The sequence below is a fragment of the Algoriphagus kandeliae genome, from assembly GCF_004571135.1.
Classification (GTDB): Bacteria; Bacteroidota; Bacteroidia; order Cytophagales; family Cyclobacteriaceae; genus Algoriphagus; species Algoriphagus kandeliae.
Genome location: NZ_SPSB01000002.1, coordinates 446,592 through 462,872, shown reverse-complemented (window position 1 = coordinate 462,872; position 16,281 = coordinate 446,592). Strand labels below are relative to the sequence as shown.

The following is a 16,281-nucleotide window of genomic DNA, read 5'->3' as shown; positions in this document are numbered from 1 at the left end:
AAAAAGATGATTTCAATGCTCTAATATACTCCAATTGCAAAGAGCAAAAAAATCAGAGTTCCTCTGCCGATTCAGATTCTTCATAGAATTTATACTGCAGGACCATTTCAATAGCCATTCTTATCGCTTGATTGATCGGGTAAGTTTGGCTTAAATGAGCATCAATATCACTAAGCCTTCCATAATAAGACGCTGCTAATGGAATTTCTAAATCCTCTTGGACTGCTTGGATTGCACGATGGTATTGATCCGATTTCTGCTCCTTTAAGACTTTGCAAATAATCAATTCTTTGAGACCATGTTTATTGCGGCGGGCAGCACTGGCAAAAAGTCTACAAATCAATCCCCGTGAGGAATGATTTCCACAGAATCCCTTAGACCCATCTTCATTTGTAGGTCTATAGAGCAAGCAAAATCCATTTTCTCCCAATGAATCCAAAAGCCGGATGCTGGCTTCAACGGCTCCATTTTCATAAAGCTCAAAAGCCAAAGGGAGAAATTCCAAAGGACTAGCCGGAATGGAAGGATTGGCGCAGCATTTCCCACAACCAACCACACAACCCAAATCAGCCCTCTCGGCAAAAGCCCTACTCTCAATTTCAAGGTCCTGGAATAATTCCAAAACAGCTTGAGACTTTTCGCTCAGTTTCAAGATTTCAATAATTAGCCTTCAAAATTACCACCAAAACAAGCTTGTTGATACCAGCTCCTGCAAAAATTTTCTACCTTCACAGTACATTCCCTGATCGTTTTTAGAAAAATTTAATTCGAGTTTCATCGACCTTTTGTCGCTCGATTCGTTTTGAATGAAAATACTATTAGAATATGACCAATCAAGAGATCAAGAAACAGGAAGAAAAAATCAGAAGAGCATTTAAAGAAAGAGATTGGAGTGAGATAAAAAGTGCAGACTCTTGGGCAATTTTTAAAGTGATGTCTGAGTTTGTGGAAGGCTTTGAAAAGCTTGCAAAAATCGGCCCCTGCGTTTCAATTTTTGGTTCGGCCCGAACCCCTAGAAATCACAAACATTACCAAATGGCGGAAGAAATTGCCGCCAAACTAGTCCGCCATGGCTATGGTGTTATTACAGGTGGTGGACCTGGTATAATGGAGGCGGGTAATAAAGGAGCCCATTCCGAAGGAGGAAAATCAGTGGGTTTGAATATTGTGCTTCCATTTGAGCAATTCAATAACATCTACATCGATCGTGATAAACTTTTGACTTTCGATTACTTCTTTGTCCGAAAGGTCATGTTTGTGAAATACTCCCAAGGTTTTGTGGTTTTGCCGGGAGGTTTTGGAACAATGGACGAATTCTTCGAAGCATTAACTCTCATCCAAACCAATAAAATTGGTAGGTTCCCAATCGTATTAGTAGGAAAAGATTATTGGGAAGGATTGGTCGATTGGATCAAAGAAACCCTTCTGGCCAACAAATATGTCAGCCCTGAGGATATGGATTTGTTTTGTGTCGTAGAAAATGCAACTGAAGCAGTTCAAGTCATCGATGACTTCTACAGTAAATATCTTCTCAGTCCGAACTTCTAATGAATCGCTTTCACCTCAATGCGATCTATGGATTAATTGCTATTTGTATGGCAATGCTTGGTTATTTGCTTTGGAAGCAATCTTCTCCATCGACTCCAACTGACTCAGGTTTTCCAATTTCCTCGCAGGGTTTTTCTCCAATTCCTTTAGACTCAGTGAGGATTTTCCCAATTCCCGAAAGTCTGACTTTCGCAGGAGAACCTGTACCTCTTGATAATCAAGATATCCTGGAGCGATTGGAGCGGGAAATCTATGTGAATGCGTATTGGCAATCCAACATGATTCTTTTAATGAAGCGATCAGGAAAATATTTGGATGAAATCACAAGGATTCTAAAAGAGGAAGGAATTCCTGAAGATTTTAAATACTTGGCAATTGCAGAATCCGGCTTGATGAATGTCACTTCTCCTGCCGGTGCCAAGGGCTTTTGGCAATTTATGCAAGGCACAGCCAAAGATTATGGATTGGAAGTCAATCGGAATATCGATGAGCGCTATGACTGGAAAAAATCTACCCTTGCAGCTACTAAGTATTTGACAGAAGCTCACAATAAATTTGGTAACTGGACTTCTGTTGCCGCTAGTTATAATATGGGGCAAACAGGTTTTTCGAAACGACAAAAGGAACAACTCGAAGAGGATTATTATCACTTACTCCTTAATGATGAGACTAGTCGTTACATGTTCCGAATATTAGCTTTTAAAGTCATTTTTGAAAACCCAAAAGCCTACGGCTTTAATCTTCGGGAGAAAGATTACTACCAAGATCCTCCACTTCAGGCGATTGAGGTTAATCAAGACATTTCCAATCTAGCAGAATGGGCAAAATCCAAAGGTTACACTTACAAGGAATTAAAAATTTATAACCCTTGGCTTCGGGAAAGAAACTTGAATGTCAGAAGAGGAAAAACCTACCAAATTCTTTTGCCTGAGAGATAGATTGAATACACCAATTAAAAAGACAAATCTTCCTCTCAGGCGAATATTATTCTATTATTCAGGGAGTTTTTGGTCAAATTCCAATTATTTTTTTTGATGGCTTGCTTTAGCCTGAGAAATTGTTTGTACATTTGGCGGGCAAATAGGGTTACCTCAAACCGATATTTGCTATGAATCTAAATTCTGATAAGTTCCTCTTCGAAGCACTCACCTATGACGATGTGCTTCTTGTTCCGGGTTACTCCGAAGTACTGCCCCGCGAAACCAACACCTCCACCCAGCTTACCAAAAAAATTCGCTTAAACATCCCTCTTGTATCCGCTGCTATGGATACCGTCACAGAGGCTGAACTTGCGATTGCTATTGCTTTGGAAGGTGGTCTTGGTTTTATCCACAAAAACATGTCCATTGAGAAGCAAGCTGCCCAAGTTAGAAAGGTGAAGCGTTCTCAGGCGGGGATGATTTTGGATCCAATCACCCTACATATCGATGCCAAAGTCAAGGATGCCGAGGCAATTATGCGTGAATATCACATTGGTGGAATTCCAGTAGTGGATGAAAACAGAGTCCTAAAAGGAATTATCACTAACCGAGATCTTCGATTTATCAAGGATCATAGTCTTCCAATTAAGTCAATCATGACGAAAGAAAACCTCATTACTGCAAAGTCAGGGGTTTCTTTGGAACAGGCAGAGGAAATTCTTCAGGAATATAAAATCGAAAAACTTCCTATTGTAGACGAAGATGACAAGCTCACGGGCTTGATCACCTACAAGGATATTCTGAAAAGAAAGGATAAGCCAAACGCTTGTAAAGATGAATACGGGCGTCTACGAGTAGGAGCTGCAGTTGGGGTAACTGCTGATATTGTTGATCGGGTTGAGGCTTTGGTACAAGCCGGGGTAGATGTCGTTTCAATTGATACAGCGCACGGTCATTCCCGAGGAGTAATCGATACTTGTAAAAAAATTAAGGGAGCCTTCCCGGATTTGGAAGTCATTGTAGGAAATATTGCTACTCCAGAAGCTGCGATTGCACTAGCTGAAGCAGGTGCCGATGCGGTGAAAGTGGGTGTCGGTCCTGGCTCTATCTGTACTACTCGGGTAATTGCCGGAGTAGGCGTTCCTCAGCTTTCTGCAGTTTTTGAATGCGCAGAAGCCCTAAAGACTAGAAATGTACCGGTAATTGCAGACGGTGGTATCCGATATTCTGGTGATTTGGTTAAAGCCATCGCCGCTGGCGCAAGTTCCATTATGATCGGTTCTCTCCTTGCAGGTACAGAAGAAGCTCCTGGAGAAATGATCATTTTCGAAGGAAGAAAATTCAAAACTTACCGTGGTATGGGTTCTCTTGAAGCCATGGAATCAGGCTCCAAAGACCGATACTTCCAAGATGCTGAAGACAATATCAAAAAGCTTGTTCCTGAAGGCATTGTGGGAAGAGTGCCTTATAAAGGCCTCGTAGCTGAGGTCCTCTATCAATTAGTTGGTGGTCTTCAGGCAGGTATGGGCTATTGCGGTACCAAAACAGTGGAAGATCTCCAAAGGAATGGTCGGTTTGTAAAAATAACCGCAGCCGGTGTGAAAGAATCTCACCCACATGATGTTAGTGTAACTCGAGAAGCTCCTAACTATAGTTTGAAAGGATAAGAATCATAAAAAAACCCAACGGAAATCGTTGGGTTTTTTATTTTCATTTCAGCAAAGCTTTTATTTCATAATCCTGCAAATGGGCATTCAACCATCCTGCTTCTAAGTCTGCCCCATATTTTTTATAAAAGTTGATTGCTGGCTCATTCCAGTCCAGGACTTGCCACATCATACCAGTACAGCCCTCTTCTAGAGACTTCGCCATCACTCGTTCAAACAATAATTTTCCAGCTCCATTTCCTCGCTCGGTCTCTGTGACCACAATATCTTCCAGATACATTCGCTTTCCCTTCCAAGTGCTATATCGGTAATAGTAGATAGCAATTCCGATAATTTCTCCCGTCTCATCTTTCTCACAAACATAAAGTCCGTAAACCGGATTGGGACCGAACCCATCCTTTTCCATTAGTTCCAAGGTATTGGTCACTTGCTCAGGTGCCTTTTCATAAAGAGCCAACTCCTTGATCAACTCAAGGACACGGGGTAAATCTTCAATTTTTCCTTCTCGGACTGTATACATATTCGTTGAGGATTTAAATTTTCATTAAGGAAAGCCTAAATTAGGCAAAACCTCCAAATAGCATGTTTCTAGCCATCGATGCAGGCAATTCTAATGTAGTTTTTGCGCTTTATGACGAAAAAACTCAAAAATGGACTAACCAATTCCGATTGGAAACCAAGACTGAACGTCTAATTTCACAATTGAGTAAAAAGGTCCCATTGTATTTTTTGGAGCATGATATCCATCCAAAGGATATCGAACTAATTGGATTTAGTTCGGTGGTTCCGGAAATCCAAGACACCATTCAGCAGTTTTGTGAAAATTTCTTCGGAAAAAAGGCCTATGTGATTTCTGCAAAAAGCTACAAGAAGCTTCCAGTTGTAGCTCGTCGTCCCAATGAAATCGGAACTGACCTGATGTGCAATGTCATGGCTGCATGGGAAAAATTCCATCAGCCTTTCATCGTGGTTGATTTTGGGACTGCACTTACCTTCACGGTGGTTGATGAAAAAGGGCAGGTATTAGGAGTAAACATTGTTCCTGGCCTTCAAACGGCTATCAAAGCCTTGTTTATGAATACTTCTAAGTTACCGGAAGTTTCGCTTGAATTTCCAAAATCAGCCATAGGCCAAGATACCATTCATGCGATTCAGGCAGGAATCCTACATGGATATACGGGATTGGTGAAAGGCATGCTGCAAACAATTCGAAATGAAAAACCACTTCCTTTTAAAATTATTGCCACAGGAGGTCTTTCTGCAATTTTGACCACACTTAGGGATGAATTCGAAGAAATAGACCGCTACCTGACTTTGGATGGAATCCGATTGATCACTCAAATCAATCAGGCTTAGTCCTATGAAGGAAACCTTAAAATCAAATTAGGGTCGGGACAATTAGCCGCATAATGCTCTTTTTCTCGTTGAGAACAAACACCTGGATAATCTCCCCAATTTCCTTCCAAGTCCCACATTAATTGAAAATGCAAGTGAGGAGGCCAATCTCCATTCTCTGGGAAAGGGCCGACATGTGCTATTGGATCCCCCTTTGTTACTTCCTTTCCAACTGAATATTCCTTCAAATCTTTTTGGGCTAAGTGACCATACAGGCTATATAGCTTTTTCTCCCCGAGATCATGCTCCAAAATCAACGTAGCTCCATAATTTCCAAAGCCAGCATTATCCTGAAAGCTATGGATTATCCCATCCAAAGGAGCATATACAGGAGTCCAGGCCTTACACCAAATATCAATTCCTAAATGGATATTTCGGAAATCCGATTGATCCGTTGCAAACACTTCCGATCGCTGATATATCGCTCGGTTCTCCAAATACCCCCCTATACCAAAGGTTTTCTGAGCTTGTTCCAACTGAGCAAAAACATACTGGTTAAAAGCCTCCGTGTTTCCAAGATCTACTTCTTTCAAAGTCTGATTTTGGGCACTGAAATCCATAGGAAGGGTATTTTCAGCCGTCAAATTTTCTCCCATTACAGGGAATGCTATTATTGAATTCCAATCCATACCCGAAGAAAACTATTTGAAGGAATCCAAAAAAAGAGATTGGGAAAATTATTCTGGAAAGAGTCAATTTTGATTCACGATTTTTTAATTTTCGAATATGAAAGACATGGCTTTTCCTACCTTAAACGACATCAAATTCGCGCTGATCCGCATCAAATCCTTTATCCATAGAACGCCGATTTTGACTTCTTCCGCGATCAACCAAATTGCAGGTTGTGAGATTTATTTCAAATGCGAAAATTTTCAAAAGGTAGGAGCCTTTAAAGCCCGTGGGGCTGCAAATGCCGTTATGAAACTCTCCGAAGAGGAACGGGCCAAGGGAGTGGCCACTCACAGTAGTGGAAACCATGCCGCGGCTTTAGCCAGAGCGGCACAAGTGATAGGAATCCCAGCTTACATTGTCATGCCTTCCAATGCTCCCGAAATCAAAAAAAAGGCCGTTCGAGGATATGGCGGAGAAATCATCGAGTGCGAACCCAATTTGATGGCGAGGGAAACGACCTTGGAAAAAGTAGTGAAAGAAACCGGTGCTACTTTTATCCCGCCTTATGATTACATGGACGTCGTAGAAGGACAAGCAACCTGCGCTTTGGAATTTTTGGATGATCAGCCTGACCTAGAATGCTTAATTGCTCCTGTTGGAGGCGGTGGACTATTGGGAGGAACAGCACTTTTGGCCCATTACTGGGATCCGGAAGTAAAAGTTTATGGTGCCGAACCCAAAGGTGCAGATGATGCCTATCGTTCTTTGAAAGCTGGAAGGATCATTCCCCAAACCAATCCTCAGACTATCGCAGATGGTTTATTGACTTCTTTGGGTGATATAAATTTTGAAATCATCAGCCGCTACGTGAAAGATATTTTGCTAGCTACTGATCCTCAAATTATTGAAGCCATGCGTCTCATTTATGAGCGAATGAAAATCGTCATCGAACCTTCATGCGCTGTTCCATTAGCAGGCTTATTGGCAAATAAAGAGCAATTCAAAGGGAAAAAAGTAGGGATTATCCTTTCTGGAGGAAATGTAGATTTGGGTAAATTGCCTTTTTAGGAAAATCACCAGCCCCCTTCTGCACGAAGAACCTTCTTTCCTTCTTTGGAACTTTCAAAAGCCGCTTCGATAAGTTTGAGAACCCCAATTGTTTGCGAAAGAGTAACACTAAGCTCTTTATCTTGGAGAATCGCATCAGCTACATTTTGATAAAATACCCGATAGTCTCCCGGCAAAGTTGGGAAGGACTTAGTCTCATTTTCTAAATAAAGCTTTCCCCAACTTTCCTTAGGCTCAACTCCCCAATCTGCGCCTTCAGGTTTGATGCCTGCTTTAAACGCTGCCTCCTGAACATCCAAACCATATTTCTGGTAAGATCCTTTTTCACCTAAAAGCAAAAACTTCGGTGTAGGAGCATTGACCAAAACTCCAGCTGTTACTCTGGCTTTTTTGTGCCCGTAATACAAAACGATGTCAAAATGATCGTCGGCTACAGCTCCATCCCGTTGCCTCTGAATATCGGCCTGTATAGCAAAAGGAAGTCCAAAAAGCAACACCACCTGATCAATCAAGTGAGATCCTAAATCATAGGTAATTCCATTTCCAGGAACATCTTTTTCTCTCCAATTCTCCGAGACATTCGGCCGGAATCGATCAAAATGGGATTCTAAATAGACTATTCTTCCCAGGATATCTTCTGAAATCAATTGCTGAATTGTCTTAAAATCCCCATCAAATCGGCGGTTATGGAATACTGAGCAAACCAAGCCTTTTTGGCTTGCCAATTTTTGTAATTCCTCAGCTTGCCAAGAATAAATCGTAACAGGCTTGTCAACAACCACATGCTTTCCTGCCTCTAAGGCCTGTTTTGCCATCGGAAAATGAAACTCATTGGGTGTTGTAATGACAATCAAATCAACTTCCCCTTGCTCCAACAATGAATCGAAACTTCGAAAAGTCTGAACTTGTGGATATTTTTCTTCACATCGGTTAGAATGACGCTCTACCACTGCCGTCAACTCTAAATCCGGACAGACATCAATCAGAGGAGCATGCATTTTTTCAGCTACCGAACCATAGCCAACAAGGGCTACTCGTAGCGGTGAAGAGATTTTTCTCATAAGTTCATTTCGTAGGCCTTATTGACCAATTCTACTCTGGAATTGATTCCCAGTTTATTAAAAATATTCTTTCGATGGCTTTCGATTGTACCTATGCTGAGTACAAGTTCTGAGGCTATTTCTCTAGAAGTTTTTCCTTCTTTAATCAATTTAATTATCTGTACCTCCCTTCGGGAAAGTTTAAATTTCTCCCGAAAAGAATCAAAAAATGCATTGGGCCGTGCTTGTTCAATTATTCGATCAAAGTTGATCAAATGCCTCCCTTCATGCACCTCTCGAATCGTAAAGACTAATTCATCCGGATCGGCATCCTTGAGAATAAATCCATCTGCACCTCTATCCACACATTCTTTAAAGATTTTCTCCTCATCATACATGGAAAGGACAATGACTTTTGCTGACAGACCTGATTCCTTGATTTTTTTCAACACTTCAAAACCATCCATCTCAGGCATATTCAAATCGGTCAAAACCACATCAACGGAGTTTCTCTCAAGAAAATCAATCAATTCGAGCCCGTTTTTAAAAAGACCAAGGATTTCGAAGTCTTCTTCCTCTTCCAATAAACCCTCTATGCCTTTAGCGAATAAGGTATGGTCATCTGCGATAGCAATCCGAATCATAGTAAAAAAGGGTGAAATCTAAATTAGTAGGAAAACTTAGATTGGCAAAGAAAGAATTATGTCAGTGCCCTGTCCGGGGGATGAATTGATTTCGAAATGTCCACCAATGGTTTCCATGCGTTTTCTGAGATTAGTCATCCCGCTTCCCTGAGAGGAAAGGGATGTATCGAAGCCTTTTCCATCATCCATTATCTGGATTTTCCTTTTCCCATCTTGTTCAGTCATGGAAATTCGAATAAAACTTGGAGAAGCATGCTTTATGGCATTATTGAGACATTCTTGAATCACCCGAATCAACACCAATTTCTGATCCTTATCCAAGGCCCAATTTTCACCCTCTTTTTGCAATTCCACCTCACAAAATCCAGTTGACTTGATTTTATCAAGTTGCTGTGATATAAACTCTTCTAGTGAAATAGACTCGACCCAATCAAGATTTAAAGTTTTGGAAAGGCCGCGAACTTCCGAAATTATCTGATTGATTAATTGCTTGCCCTCGGATTGTTTCTCAGGTTTGGAAGAGGCCAAATAGAGCTTGGATAGAGAGAGCAATTGTCCAATATTATCATGCAATTCCCTACCAATATGTTTTAGCGTATCCTGCTGTATTTCATTCTCAATATTCAAAATCGTCTTCTCATATTCAGCCTTAATTTGATCCATTTTCTGTTTGTTCTGAACCTGACGCTGTCTATGTAAGATAACCATGGACACCACAAAAGTTGCCATGAGAGCCGCCAAAAAAGCTCCCGAAAAAAGAATAAAAATGATTTGATTACTTTCTTCCTCCATCATGTCTAAGCTGTTCGAGAAATGAAATTTTTACCTATAAACATCAAATACGTAAAGACTCCCAATAAAATCACATAGAGCACCCTTGAAACCAAATTAAACATGTAGTAAACCCGGGTATTTTCAAATGTAAGATACTCAACTGCCACATCTGCCATAAAAACAATCACAGAATGAAACATGATGATGGTGATATACCAAAATGGTAAATAGGTCAGTGGGTTAATTTCGATATAATACTCTTCAGTAATCAAATCCATGAAAAACAATCCACTAGCTATAATCAAAATGGTGTTGCTGAGAAAATATAGGATTGGCTGCTGAATACCATGTATGGGATAAGTTTTAGAGAAGTAAGAGTAAATACAATAAAGCAAAAAAACGATTCCTAAAACCCATACTATTCTTTTGCTCAAAGCCTTTTTTAGATTAATCCCAATCAGCAGAAGCAATCCCAATTTAGAAACCTGATAGTAGAAAATATTATACACCCAGGCATTCCATCCCAAGAAAGGTTCATCTGTAAGCAGTCGATGAAATTTCTCATTTATGGGTTTATTGACTACCATGAAAGTGGCCAAAATCTCATAGAAGTTCACCAACATTACCAGTAAAAAAGGCACTAGAATGTAATGACTTCTTCTTTTCTCCTGATCCAATAAGAGGAAAAATAATAGAGATAATAAGCCACATATTGCCACCATGTGGAAATAATAGTTATCCTCAATTCTGGCTAGGAATTTTTCAATCACAAGAAGCTTGATTTATTCACATTTAGGAGGACAGAAATCTCCTCGATTGTAATACTCTTCTTCCTCTTCATCCACATTCTCACTAGCTGAATTGCAAGGAGACATCACAAAACCAAGCCTTCCAATATAATCCTCAGGGTTTTCTGGGTATAATTTTCGAGCTACTTCTTCTGTGTATTCGGTAAAGTAAAATTTTATTCCACCTTTTTTTGGATCTTGATCTGCTTTACTCAATACTTCCTCAATTGTCTCTCTATCAAAAAATATCCAATTGGTTTGGTTATCCACATCCCGCTGAGGACCACGAGCAGGCTTCCCTCTTCGGATTTCCTGATCGTATTTCTTTTGCATTTGCTCAAAATCTTTCTTGGTAATTTTCATGGTAAAAAGGTATATAAGATGTTAGTGAAAAGCTTAACAAAGTCCTGAAGATAGGCTTTTTCGGGACTTCAAAAAATAAAAAAGGGGCCTAAGCCCCCTTAAATTCATTTATGGAAATCTTTACTCCATCCCTTTATCTCGCATTTTTTTGAATTCATCAAATCGGCGATAAATCGCTACCGTGAATCCTATCAAGGTGATAATCGATCCCAACCACAAAACATTGATATATGGCTTGACAATCGCCTTCATAACTACATAGTCCTTTTGGTAGCGATTAACTTTAAACACGAACTTATTCTGCTCCGGAAGGATATTGTCCAAGGTTACCCGAATTCCTAATTCATTATCTACCACAGGAATTTTTCCAACTTGATTATTTCGGATAATAAAGGTCGGTTGTAGGGTCTTTTCTACATCATAATCTAGAATCCGCAAATTGGCTCTAACAGTTACATCCCCTTCTTGAAGCACATAATCTTCAACTTGATTTAAGACCTCAGCTCCATCAAAATAGGTCACGAAATCCGCAACATGAAATTGCTCGCCGGGGCTTACTTCATAGAATTCATCCTCTTTCCACTCAGGATCAGAATAATCATTCATCGCAGCTACATAGGTATAGAGATCCTTGTCGAGATAAATTTTAGAATCTGGAGAAGAAATCAATCCACCCATTCCTTCATTGAACTGAGACATTGGAGCTAGGGAAAATTTCAACGTCTCATTCTGGAAGTAATCGATTTTGAAATAATCATTCTCCTCTAAAACCAATTCGACAACTTCCCCTTTTTTGAAATAATCTTTGAAGCCTTCTAAGGCGATTGCTTCATTGACATTCCCTGTAGATTCAAGAATTTTTGCTGGAACATACTCGGGAACGCCAACCACCTTCTTTTGTCTTCCTCGGTAAATCACCGTATAATCCTTCATTTGAGTTGGCTTATTGATCCAAAGAAGGACATGTTCCTTATTCAATTCATCTTCCCAGGAATTACTATAGGTCAACCCAGACATATTGATAGAAATAGTCTCAGAATAGCCCGAGCTAAACATGATACCAATCAAGATCATCCCCAAACCAATATGAGCCAAAGAACCTCCTGCCAATTTGAAGGTAGATCTTTTCAAAAGTCGAGAAAGAATAACTGAGTTGGCGACAATGGTGAAGGTCCCAGCAATCACAATGATCATGTAACGCCAGTCATAAACCTTTGCAATCACAATGATCAAAGCAGCAATTACGACTGATATAATATATGGAGTCAAAAGGGCATCTTTCAATGCTTTTTTATCCATCTTTTGCCACCAGAAGAACTGACCAACAGCAGTCAGTAATGCTAAAGCAATTCCGAACCAAAGTTGGAACTTGGTATAAAACTCTACTTGATCAGCAGGAGGAGCTAGGTTACTAATTCCTCCAAAACTTTCCACCAAGGAATTCCAGGCAGGAATGGAAGTCGGAAGGATCACTTGGAATCCCATGAGCCCCAAAGTTGTAGCTCCAATGAAAATCCAAAATTCGCGGGAATAGACGGAAGCTTCGCGCTCAGATGTCGGGATGTGCTTCCAAGATCGAATGGTAAAAAACAAAGCTACAGCCGTGAAAAACAACATATAAATCAACAGCTGACCAGAAAGTCCCAAGTCAGTAAAGGAATGTACGGAAGCATCTCCTAGCACTCCGGAACGTACCAAGAATGTGGCATAGAGCACCAAGATAAAGGACAAAATAACCAAGACCATGGAAGTCTTCAGTGCTGTACTACTTTTCTTAAAAGTGATCATGGTATGTACTGCAGCCACTAAAATTAGCCAAGGCACATAAACGGCATTTTCCACTGGATCCCAGTTCCAATACCCTCCAAAATTCAAGGTCACATAGGCCCAGTAAGCTCCCATCAAAATCCCCATTCCCAATATCATGGCGGAGAAAATAGCCCACGGCAAAGAAGGACGGATCCATTCGGAATAGCGCTTCATGGCCAAGCCTCCGATTAAAAATGCAAAAGGAACCAAGGTAGATGCATATCCCAAGAACAATGTAGGCGGATGGATCACCATCCAAATATTCTGCAAAAGCGGATTCAGTCCTGTTCCATCCTCTGGAACAAAGTCAGGATTGATTTGAAAAACCGGTGCTTGAGTAGCATCCCGCAAGAGAATGAATGGAGAACTTCCAATTTTCAAATCCCCAACTACTACCCCAAGAATCATGGAAACCAAAAATGCCTGCACCAAGGCAAATACAATCATTACAGGTGCTTCCCAAAGTTTATTGGTATGGATTAAAATCAAGCCCAGCACCACATTCCAAAAAATCCAAAGAATAAAAGCTCCTTCCTGCCCTTCCCAGAAACTGGAAATCATATAATGAACGGGAAGCGCCTTACTTGAATGTGAATAGGCGTAGAAATATTCGAATCGGTGATTGTAAATAATCTCAAAAAGCGAAAAAGCGATTAAAGTACTAGAGACAGCATGCATGTAGAAAGAAATTCTACTGAATCGTTGCCAGCTTTTCTTCTCCAGCTCATTGGCTTTGAAGTATTGATAGTAAGCAAAGGCCGTCACCAATGCACTCACAAAGGCCACTATCGTCATCAAATGGCCAAAATTCCCGATTAAGGTATTGATCATGGATTATTGTCTATTGCTTCTGCCTCACATTCCTGCCGCCTGCACCTCTGTCTCCTGATATTTGGAAGGACACTTCATCAGGATTTTATCTGCGATAAATATATCTTCGTTTTTGTAAGAGCCAATTACAACCACGGATTCTGAACGGGTAAAATCAGCTGGAACAGGCTCGTTGTAGAACACTTCCTGCTCTGTCCCGTCATTGTCCACTAAAATAAAGGTGAAAGAGGTTTTATCCTCCCGCACATTCAAACCGACTACCTCGCCTGAATCACTTTTTTTCAATTGACCAACCACGTGAATGGCTTTGTCGTCTCCAGACTGTTTCATTTCCAAAGCAGTCTCAAAAGTTTCATAGCTCGATGCATCACCTATTGAAGTCATGATAATGATGATGGCAATAGCGATTATTCCTATTCCGACTAGATGTCCTTTTTTCATGTTACTTCTGAGTAGTAATTGATTTTTCGATTTTGGCGATCTTTCGCTCAGTACTTACGAGATAAACCGTAATTCCGGTGAATATGATTCCAATTATTCCAACTAAAACGTAGATTTTGCCATCTGCTCGCATGCGATCAGCCATTTCTACGGTATTATTTCCATAGTCAGCTTCAGTAACAGGAATTTTTTCCTGAGCCAAAACGGTCAAGCTGACCAAAAGCAAAACAAGTGTGATTAGTTTTTTCATTGTTTGGAATTGATCAGTTGATCTTCAAGTACCCGTTGAACCCTACGCATTCTGACACGAACAGTTGCTATCCAAGCCCCAAAAAGTGTCCATCCGATTATGGCCGGATAAAACACCATCCGAAGCTTTGAGTCCAAATCATAAGCATTAAAGCCTGGATTGCCTCCATTTCCGGGATGCAAACTGTCTGTCAAACGAGGTAAAACAAAGATCAATGGGATAAAGGCAGCAAAAGCAAATATGTTATAAATCGCTCCGATGCGGGCTCTTTGTTGTACATCGGTAAGGGAATTTCGCAAGATCAAATAGGCAAAATACATCAGCAAACCTATCGCAGAAGCGTTCTGCTTTGGATCTCCACTCCAATAATCTCCCCAAGTAAATTTTGCCCAAAGCATACCAGTAGAAATCCCCAACACTCCAAACAAAATGGCCGCATTGGTAAATTCAATTGCCATGTCATCGTGCTGCAAATCATTGCTCCGCAAGTATCTGAAACTGTAGTACACCGATACCATCAACATCAGAATCATTCCAAACCACATGGTCACGTGGAAATGCAATGCCCGAATGGTTTCATTGAGAATGGGGAGTCGGGGAACATCCATCAGTAGCCCCGCCACGATCGTGTAGAGCAAAAGGACTACAGCCAGTATTTTCCACCAGGATTGGCGCATAGGGTCATTTGGCTTTTTCGATTGCAAAAATAAGTCATAAGTTTCTGAAAACTTCGGATTTTATAAGAAAAGACAAAAGGCCAGACTGTTAACAGACTGGCCTTTCTGTATGATTTTCAAATGTTATAGATCCGGAGTAAGTGGATTGCTTTTTCGGATCAAACCTTCAGGCAATTCTCCCTCTGTACTAGCTACAGCAGTAGTCACTACCACATCGCCAGTTACATTTACTACTGTTCGGAACATATCTAAAATCCGGTCAGGTGCCATAATCAAGGCAATTCCTGCTGCCGGAACTCCGATCGATTCCAACACTACAATCAACATAATCAAACCCGCTCCAGGTACACCGGCAGATCCAATAGCTGCCAAAGTAGAAGTCAAAACGATCATTAATTGCTGAGAAAAGCTCAATTCCATCCCTAGAGCTTGAGCAATAAATACAGCCGCCACACTTTGATACAAGCTTGTACCATTCATATTGATGGTAGCACCCAAAGGCAAAACGAAGCTGGAAATGTTCTCAGATACACCGATTTCTTCTTCGGCAATTTTCATCGTCACCGGAAGTGTAGCAGAACTACTGGAAGTAGAGAATGCCAACAACTGAGCAGGTCGAATAGCTCGGAAGAATTCGAAATAAGGAACTTTGGTAAAGGTCTTTAGCAATAGTGGGTATATCACCAACATCATAAAGAACAAACCTCCCAATACGATCACACTATACTTTAACAATGCCATCAGCAAATCAATAGCTGAATCAGGATTATCACCCGCGATTTCGACGATCAGAGATGCCATCAAAGCAAATACCCCATAAGGAGCGATCAGCATGATGTAATTCACGATCTGAATAATCAGGTCGTTGAAACCATCAAAAAAAGCGATCACAGGTTCAGCTTTACTCTTAGGAATCTGAAGCAATGCAATACCTGAAATAATGGCGAAAAACACCACTTGAAGCATTGCTGCATTATCAGTAGTCGCTAAAAAGAAATTTTGAGGAACCATATCCACCAATGGCTGAAGTGGACTTTGCTCTTGAAACTTAGCTGCCGCATCTGCTCGCGTACTTACATCCCCTTCATACAGGTTCATCAAGTTTTCCCGAGTCTCCACAGGAAGGCTAGTTCCTGGCTTAAAAAGATTTACCAAAGTCAAACCAACTGAAATCGCAATAACCGTGGTGATCACGAAAGTGACAATGGTCTTTCCACCAATTCGGCTCAATTTGGAAATATCTCCCAAATTGGAAACACCAATAATTAAAGACGCCAATACCAAAGGCATGGCAATCATTTTAAGTCCATTGATAAAGATGGTACCGACCGGTTTGATGTAATCGATCGTGAATGAGCTTGGGATAGCAGTCTGAATGGAAACAAGTCCGAAAATCAGGCCTAATACCAAGCCAATGATGATTTGCGTATGTAAAGGGATTTTCTTTAGCATGA

18 protein-coding genes are annotated in these 16,281 nt (G+C 40.7%); 5 read left to right on the top strand and 13 right to left on the bottom strand.

All coding sequences use genetic code 11. The features are described 5' to 3' along the window. Window positions 1-52: 52 nt before the first annotated feature. A complete protein-coding gene (locus E4S40_RS06610; protein WP_135072432.1) occupies window positions 53-652 on the bottom strand; it encodes a YkgJ family cysteine cluster protein in 600 nt (199 codons plus the stop codon). 173 nt (window positions 653-825) lie between these two features. On the opposite strand from E4S40_RS06610, the gene E4S40_RS06605 reads away from it, so the two are divergent. The 3 genes from E4S40_RS06605 to guaB all read left to right on the top strand — a co-directional run bounded on the left by E4S40_RS06605 (window position 826) and on the right by guaB (window position 4,135). Then, window positions 826-1,548 (top strand): LOG family protein, encoded by a 723-nt coding sequence (locus E4S40_RS06605; RefSeq protein WP_135072430.1) that lies wholly within the window; start codon window positions 826-828, stop codon window positions 1,546-1,548. After that, complete coding sequence (locus E4S40_RS06600; RefSeq protein ID WP_135072428.1) at window positions 1,548-2,486, top strand: lytic transglycosylase domain-containing protein; 939 nt, start codon at window positions 1,548-1,550, stop codon at window positions 2,484-2,486. The genes E4S40_RS06605 and E4S40_RS06600 overlap by 1 nt, the downstream gene beginning before the upstream one ends. Window positions 2,487-2,656: 170 nt before the next feature. Then, window positions 2,657-4,135 carry an IMP dehydrogenase gene (guaB, locus tag E4S40_RS06595; protein WP_135072426.1) on the top strand — a complete coding sequence of 493 codons (1,479 nt, stop codon included), beginning with the start codon at window positions 2,657-2,659 and terminating at the stop codon, window positions 4,133-4,135. Window positions 4,136-4,178: 43 nt separating this feature from the next. Here the strand turns inward: guaB and E4S40_RS06590 are convergent, their stop codons facing one another. Beyond that, window positions 4,179-4,655 (bottom strand): GNAT family N-acetyltransferase, encoded by a 477-nt coding sequence (locus tag E4S40_RS06590; protein WP_135072424.1) that lies wholly within the window; start codon window positions 4,653-4,655, stop codon window positions 4,179-4,181. Between the two features lie 62 nt (window positions 4,656-4,717). Between E4S40_RS06590 and E4S40_RS06585 the strand changes: the two genes are divergently transcribed. Continuing rightward, complete coding sequence (locus tag E4S40_RS06585; protein WP_135072422.1) at window positions 4,718-5,491, top strand: type III pantothenate kinase; 774 nt, start codon at window positions 4,718-4,720, stop codon at window positions 5,489-5,491. A 2-nt stretch (window positions 5,492-5,493) separates the two neighbouring features. Here the strand turns inward: E4S40_RS06585 and E4S40_RS06580 are convergent, their stop codons facing one another. Then, window positions 5,494-6,159: a peptidoglycan DD-metalloendopeptidase family protein gene (locus E4S40_RS06580; protein WP_135072421.1), complete on the bottom strand. Its 666-nt coding sequence runs from the start codon at window positions 6,157-6,159 to the stop codon at window positions 5,494-5,496. A 97-nt stretch (window positions 6,160-6,256) separates the two neighbouring features. On the opposite strand from E4S40_RS06580, the gene E4S40_RS06575 reads away from it, so the two are divergent. Further along, a complete protein-coding gene (locus tag E4S40_RS06575) occupies window positions 6,257-7,210 on the top strand; it encodes a pyridoxal-phosphate dependent enzyme (RefSeq protein ID WP_394345406.1) in 954 nt (317 codons plus the stop codon). A 5-nt stretch (window positions 7,211-7,215) separates the two neighbouring features. Here the strand turns inward: E4S40_RS06575 and E4S40_RS06570 are convergent, their stop codons facing one another. The 10 genes from E4S40_RS06570 to E4S40_RS06525 all read right to left on the bottom strand — a co-directional run bounded on the left by E4S40_RS06570 (window position 7,216) and on the right by E4S40_RS06525 (window position 16,279). Continuing rightward, complete coding sequence (locus E4S40_RS06570) at window positions 7,216-8,271, bottom strand: oxidoreductase (protein WP_135072417.1); 1,056 nt, start codon at window positions 8,269-8,271, stop codon at window positions 7,216-7,218. Then, entirely contained in the window at window positions 8,268-8,894 is a 627-nt protein-coding gene (locus E4S40_RS06565; protein ID WP_135072415.1) for a response regulator, read from the bottom strand. Before E4S40_RS06565 ends, E4S40_RS06570 begins: the two co-directional genes overlap by 4 nt. Before the next feature lie 36 nt (window positions 8,895-8,930). Continuing rightward, window positions 8,931-9,689 (bottom strand): sensor histidine kinase, encoded by a 759-nt coding sequence (locus E4S40_RS06560; RefSeq protein ID WP_317129217.1) that lies wholly within the window; start codon window positions 9,687-9,689, stop codon window positions 8,931-8,933. 2 nt (window positions 9,690-9,691) lie between these two features. Next, the gene (locus E4S40_RS06555) at window positions 9,692-10,438 is read right to left on the bottom strand and encodes a hypothetical protein (protein ID WP_135072412.1); all 747 of its coding nucleotides are present in this window, start codon (window positions 10,436-10,438) and stop codon (window positions 9,692-9,694) included. 12 nt (window positions 10,439-10,450) lie between these two features. Continuing rightward, complete coding sequence (locus E4S40_RS06550; protein ID WP_135072410.1) at window positions 10,451-10,819, bottom strand: molecular chaperone DnaK; 369 nt, start codon at window positions 10,817-10,819, stop codon at window positions 10,451-10,453. Between the two features lie 120 nt (window positions 10,820-10,939). Beyond that, window positions 10,940-13,459: a cytochrome c biogenesis protein CcsA gene (gene ccsA / locus E4S40_RS06545; RefSeq protein ID WP_135072408.1), complete on the bottom strand. Its 2,520-nt coding sequence runs from the start codon at window positions 13,457-13,459 to the stop codon at window positions 10,940-10,942. 24 nt (window positions 13,460-13,483) lie between these two features. Beyond that, window positions 13,484-13,900: a cytochrome c maturation protein CcmE domain-containing protein gene (locus E4S40_RS06540; protein ID WP_135072406.1), complete on the bottom strand. Its 417-nt coding sequence runs from the start codon at window positions 13,898-13,900 to the stop codon at window positions 13,484-13,486. 1 nt (window position 13,901) lies between these two features. Beyond that, on the bottom strand, window positions 13,902-14,150 hold the full coding sequence (locus tag E4S40_RS06535) for a CcmD family protein (protein WP_135072404.1): 249 nt from the start codon (window positions 14,148-14,150) through the stop codon (window positions 13,902-13,904). Beyond that, window positions 14,147-14,827 (bottom strand): cytochrome c biogenesis protein CcsA, encoded by a 681-nt coding sequence (gene ccsA / locus E4S40_RS06530; protein ID WP_135072402.1) that lies wholly within the window; start codon window positions 14,825-14,827, stop codon window positions 14,147-14,149. The genes E4S40_RS06535 and ccsA (E4S40_RS06530) overlap by 4 nt, the downstream gene beginning before the upstream one ends. 123 nt (window positions 14,828-14,950) lie before the next feature. Then, complete coding sequence (locus E4S40_RS06525) at window positions 14,951-16,279, bottom strand: dicarboxylate/amino acid:cation symporter (RefSeq protein ID WP_135072400.1); 1,329 nt, start codon at window positions 16,277-16,279, stop codon at window positions 14,951-14,953. Window positions 16,280-16,281: the final 2 nt, after the last annotated feature.

What these genes read in the sequence shown, in the direction of transcription:
- E4S40_RS06590 (WP_135072424.1), bottom strand. Translation starts at nt 4,655, where the DNA reads ATGTATACAGTCCGAGAAGGAAAAATTGAAGATTTACCCCGTGTCCTT.
- E4S40_RS06585 (WP_135072422.1), top strand. Translation starts at nt 4,718, where the DNA reads ATGTTTCTAGCCATCGATGCAGGCAATTCTAATGTAGTTTTTGCGCTT.
- E4S40_RS06560 (WP_317129217.1), bottom strand. Translation starts at nt 9,689, where the DNA reads ATGATGGAGGAAGAAAGTAATCAAATCATTTTTATTCTTTTTTCGGGA.
- E4S40_RS06570 (WP_135072417.1), bottom strand. Translation starts at nt 8,271, where the DNA reads ATGAGAAAAATCTCTTCACCGCTACGAGTAGCCCTTGTTGGCTATGGT.
- E4S40_RS06540 (WP_135072406.1), bottom strand. Translation starts at nt 13,900, where the DNA reads ATGAAAAAAGGACATCTAGTCGGAATAGGAATAATCGCTATTGCCATC.
- E4S40_RS06525 (WP_135072400.1), bottom strand. Translation starts at nt 16,279, where the DNA reads ATGCTAAAGAAAATCCCTTTACATACGCAAATCATCATTGGCTTGGTA.
- E4S40_RS06550 (WP_135072410.1), bottom strand. Translation starts at nt 10,819, where the DNA reads ATGAAAATTACCAAGAAAGATTTTGAGCAAATGCAAAAGAAATACGAT.
- guaB (WP_135072426.1), top strand. Translation starts at nt 2,657, where the DNA reads ATGAATCTAAATTCTGATAAGTTCCTCTTCGAAGCACTCACCTATGAC.
- E4S40_RS06580 (WP_135072421.1), bottom strand. Translation starts at nt 6,159, where the DNA reads ATGGATTGGAATTCAATAATAGCATTCCCTGTAATGGGAGAAAATTTG.
- ccsA (WP_135072408.1), bottom strand. Translation starts at nt 13,459, where the DNA reads ATGATCAATACCTTAATCGGGAATTTTGGCCATTTGATGACGATAGTG.
- E4S40_RS06565 (WP_135072415.1), bottom strand. Translation starts at nt 8,894, where the DNA reads ATGATTCGGATTGCTATCGCAGATGACCATACCTTATTCGCTAAAGGC.
- ccsA (WP_135072402.1), bottom strand. Translation starts at nt 14,827, where the DNA reads ATGCGCCAATCCTGGTGGAAAATACTGGCTGTAGTCCTTTTGCTCTAC.
- E4S40_RS06575 (WP_394345406.1), top strand. Translation starts at nt 6,257, where the DNA reads ATGAAAGACATGGCTTTTCCTACCTTAAACGACATCAAATTCGCGCTG.
- E4S40_RS06605 (WP_135072430.1), top strand. Translation starts at nt 826, where the DNA reads ATGACCAATCAAGAGATCAAGAAACAGGAAGAAAAAATCAGAAGAGCA.
- E4S40_RS06535 (WP_135072404.1), bottom strand. Translation starts at nt 14,150, where the DNA reads ATGAAAAAACTAATCACACTTGTTTTGCTTTTGGTCAGCTTGACCGTT.
- E4S40_RS06600 (WP_135072428.1), top strand. Translation starts at nt 1,548, where the DNA reads ATGAATCGCTTTCACCTCAATGCGATCTATGGATTAATTGCTATTTGT.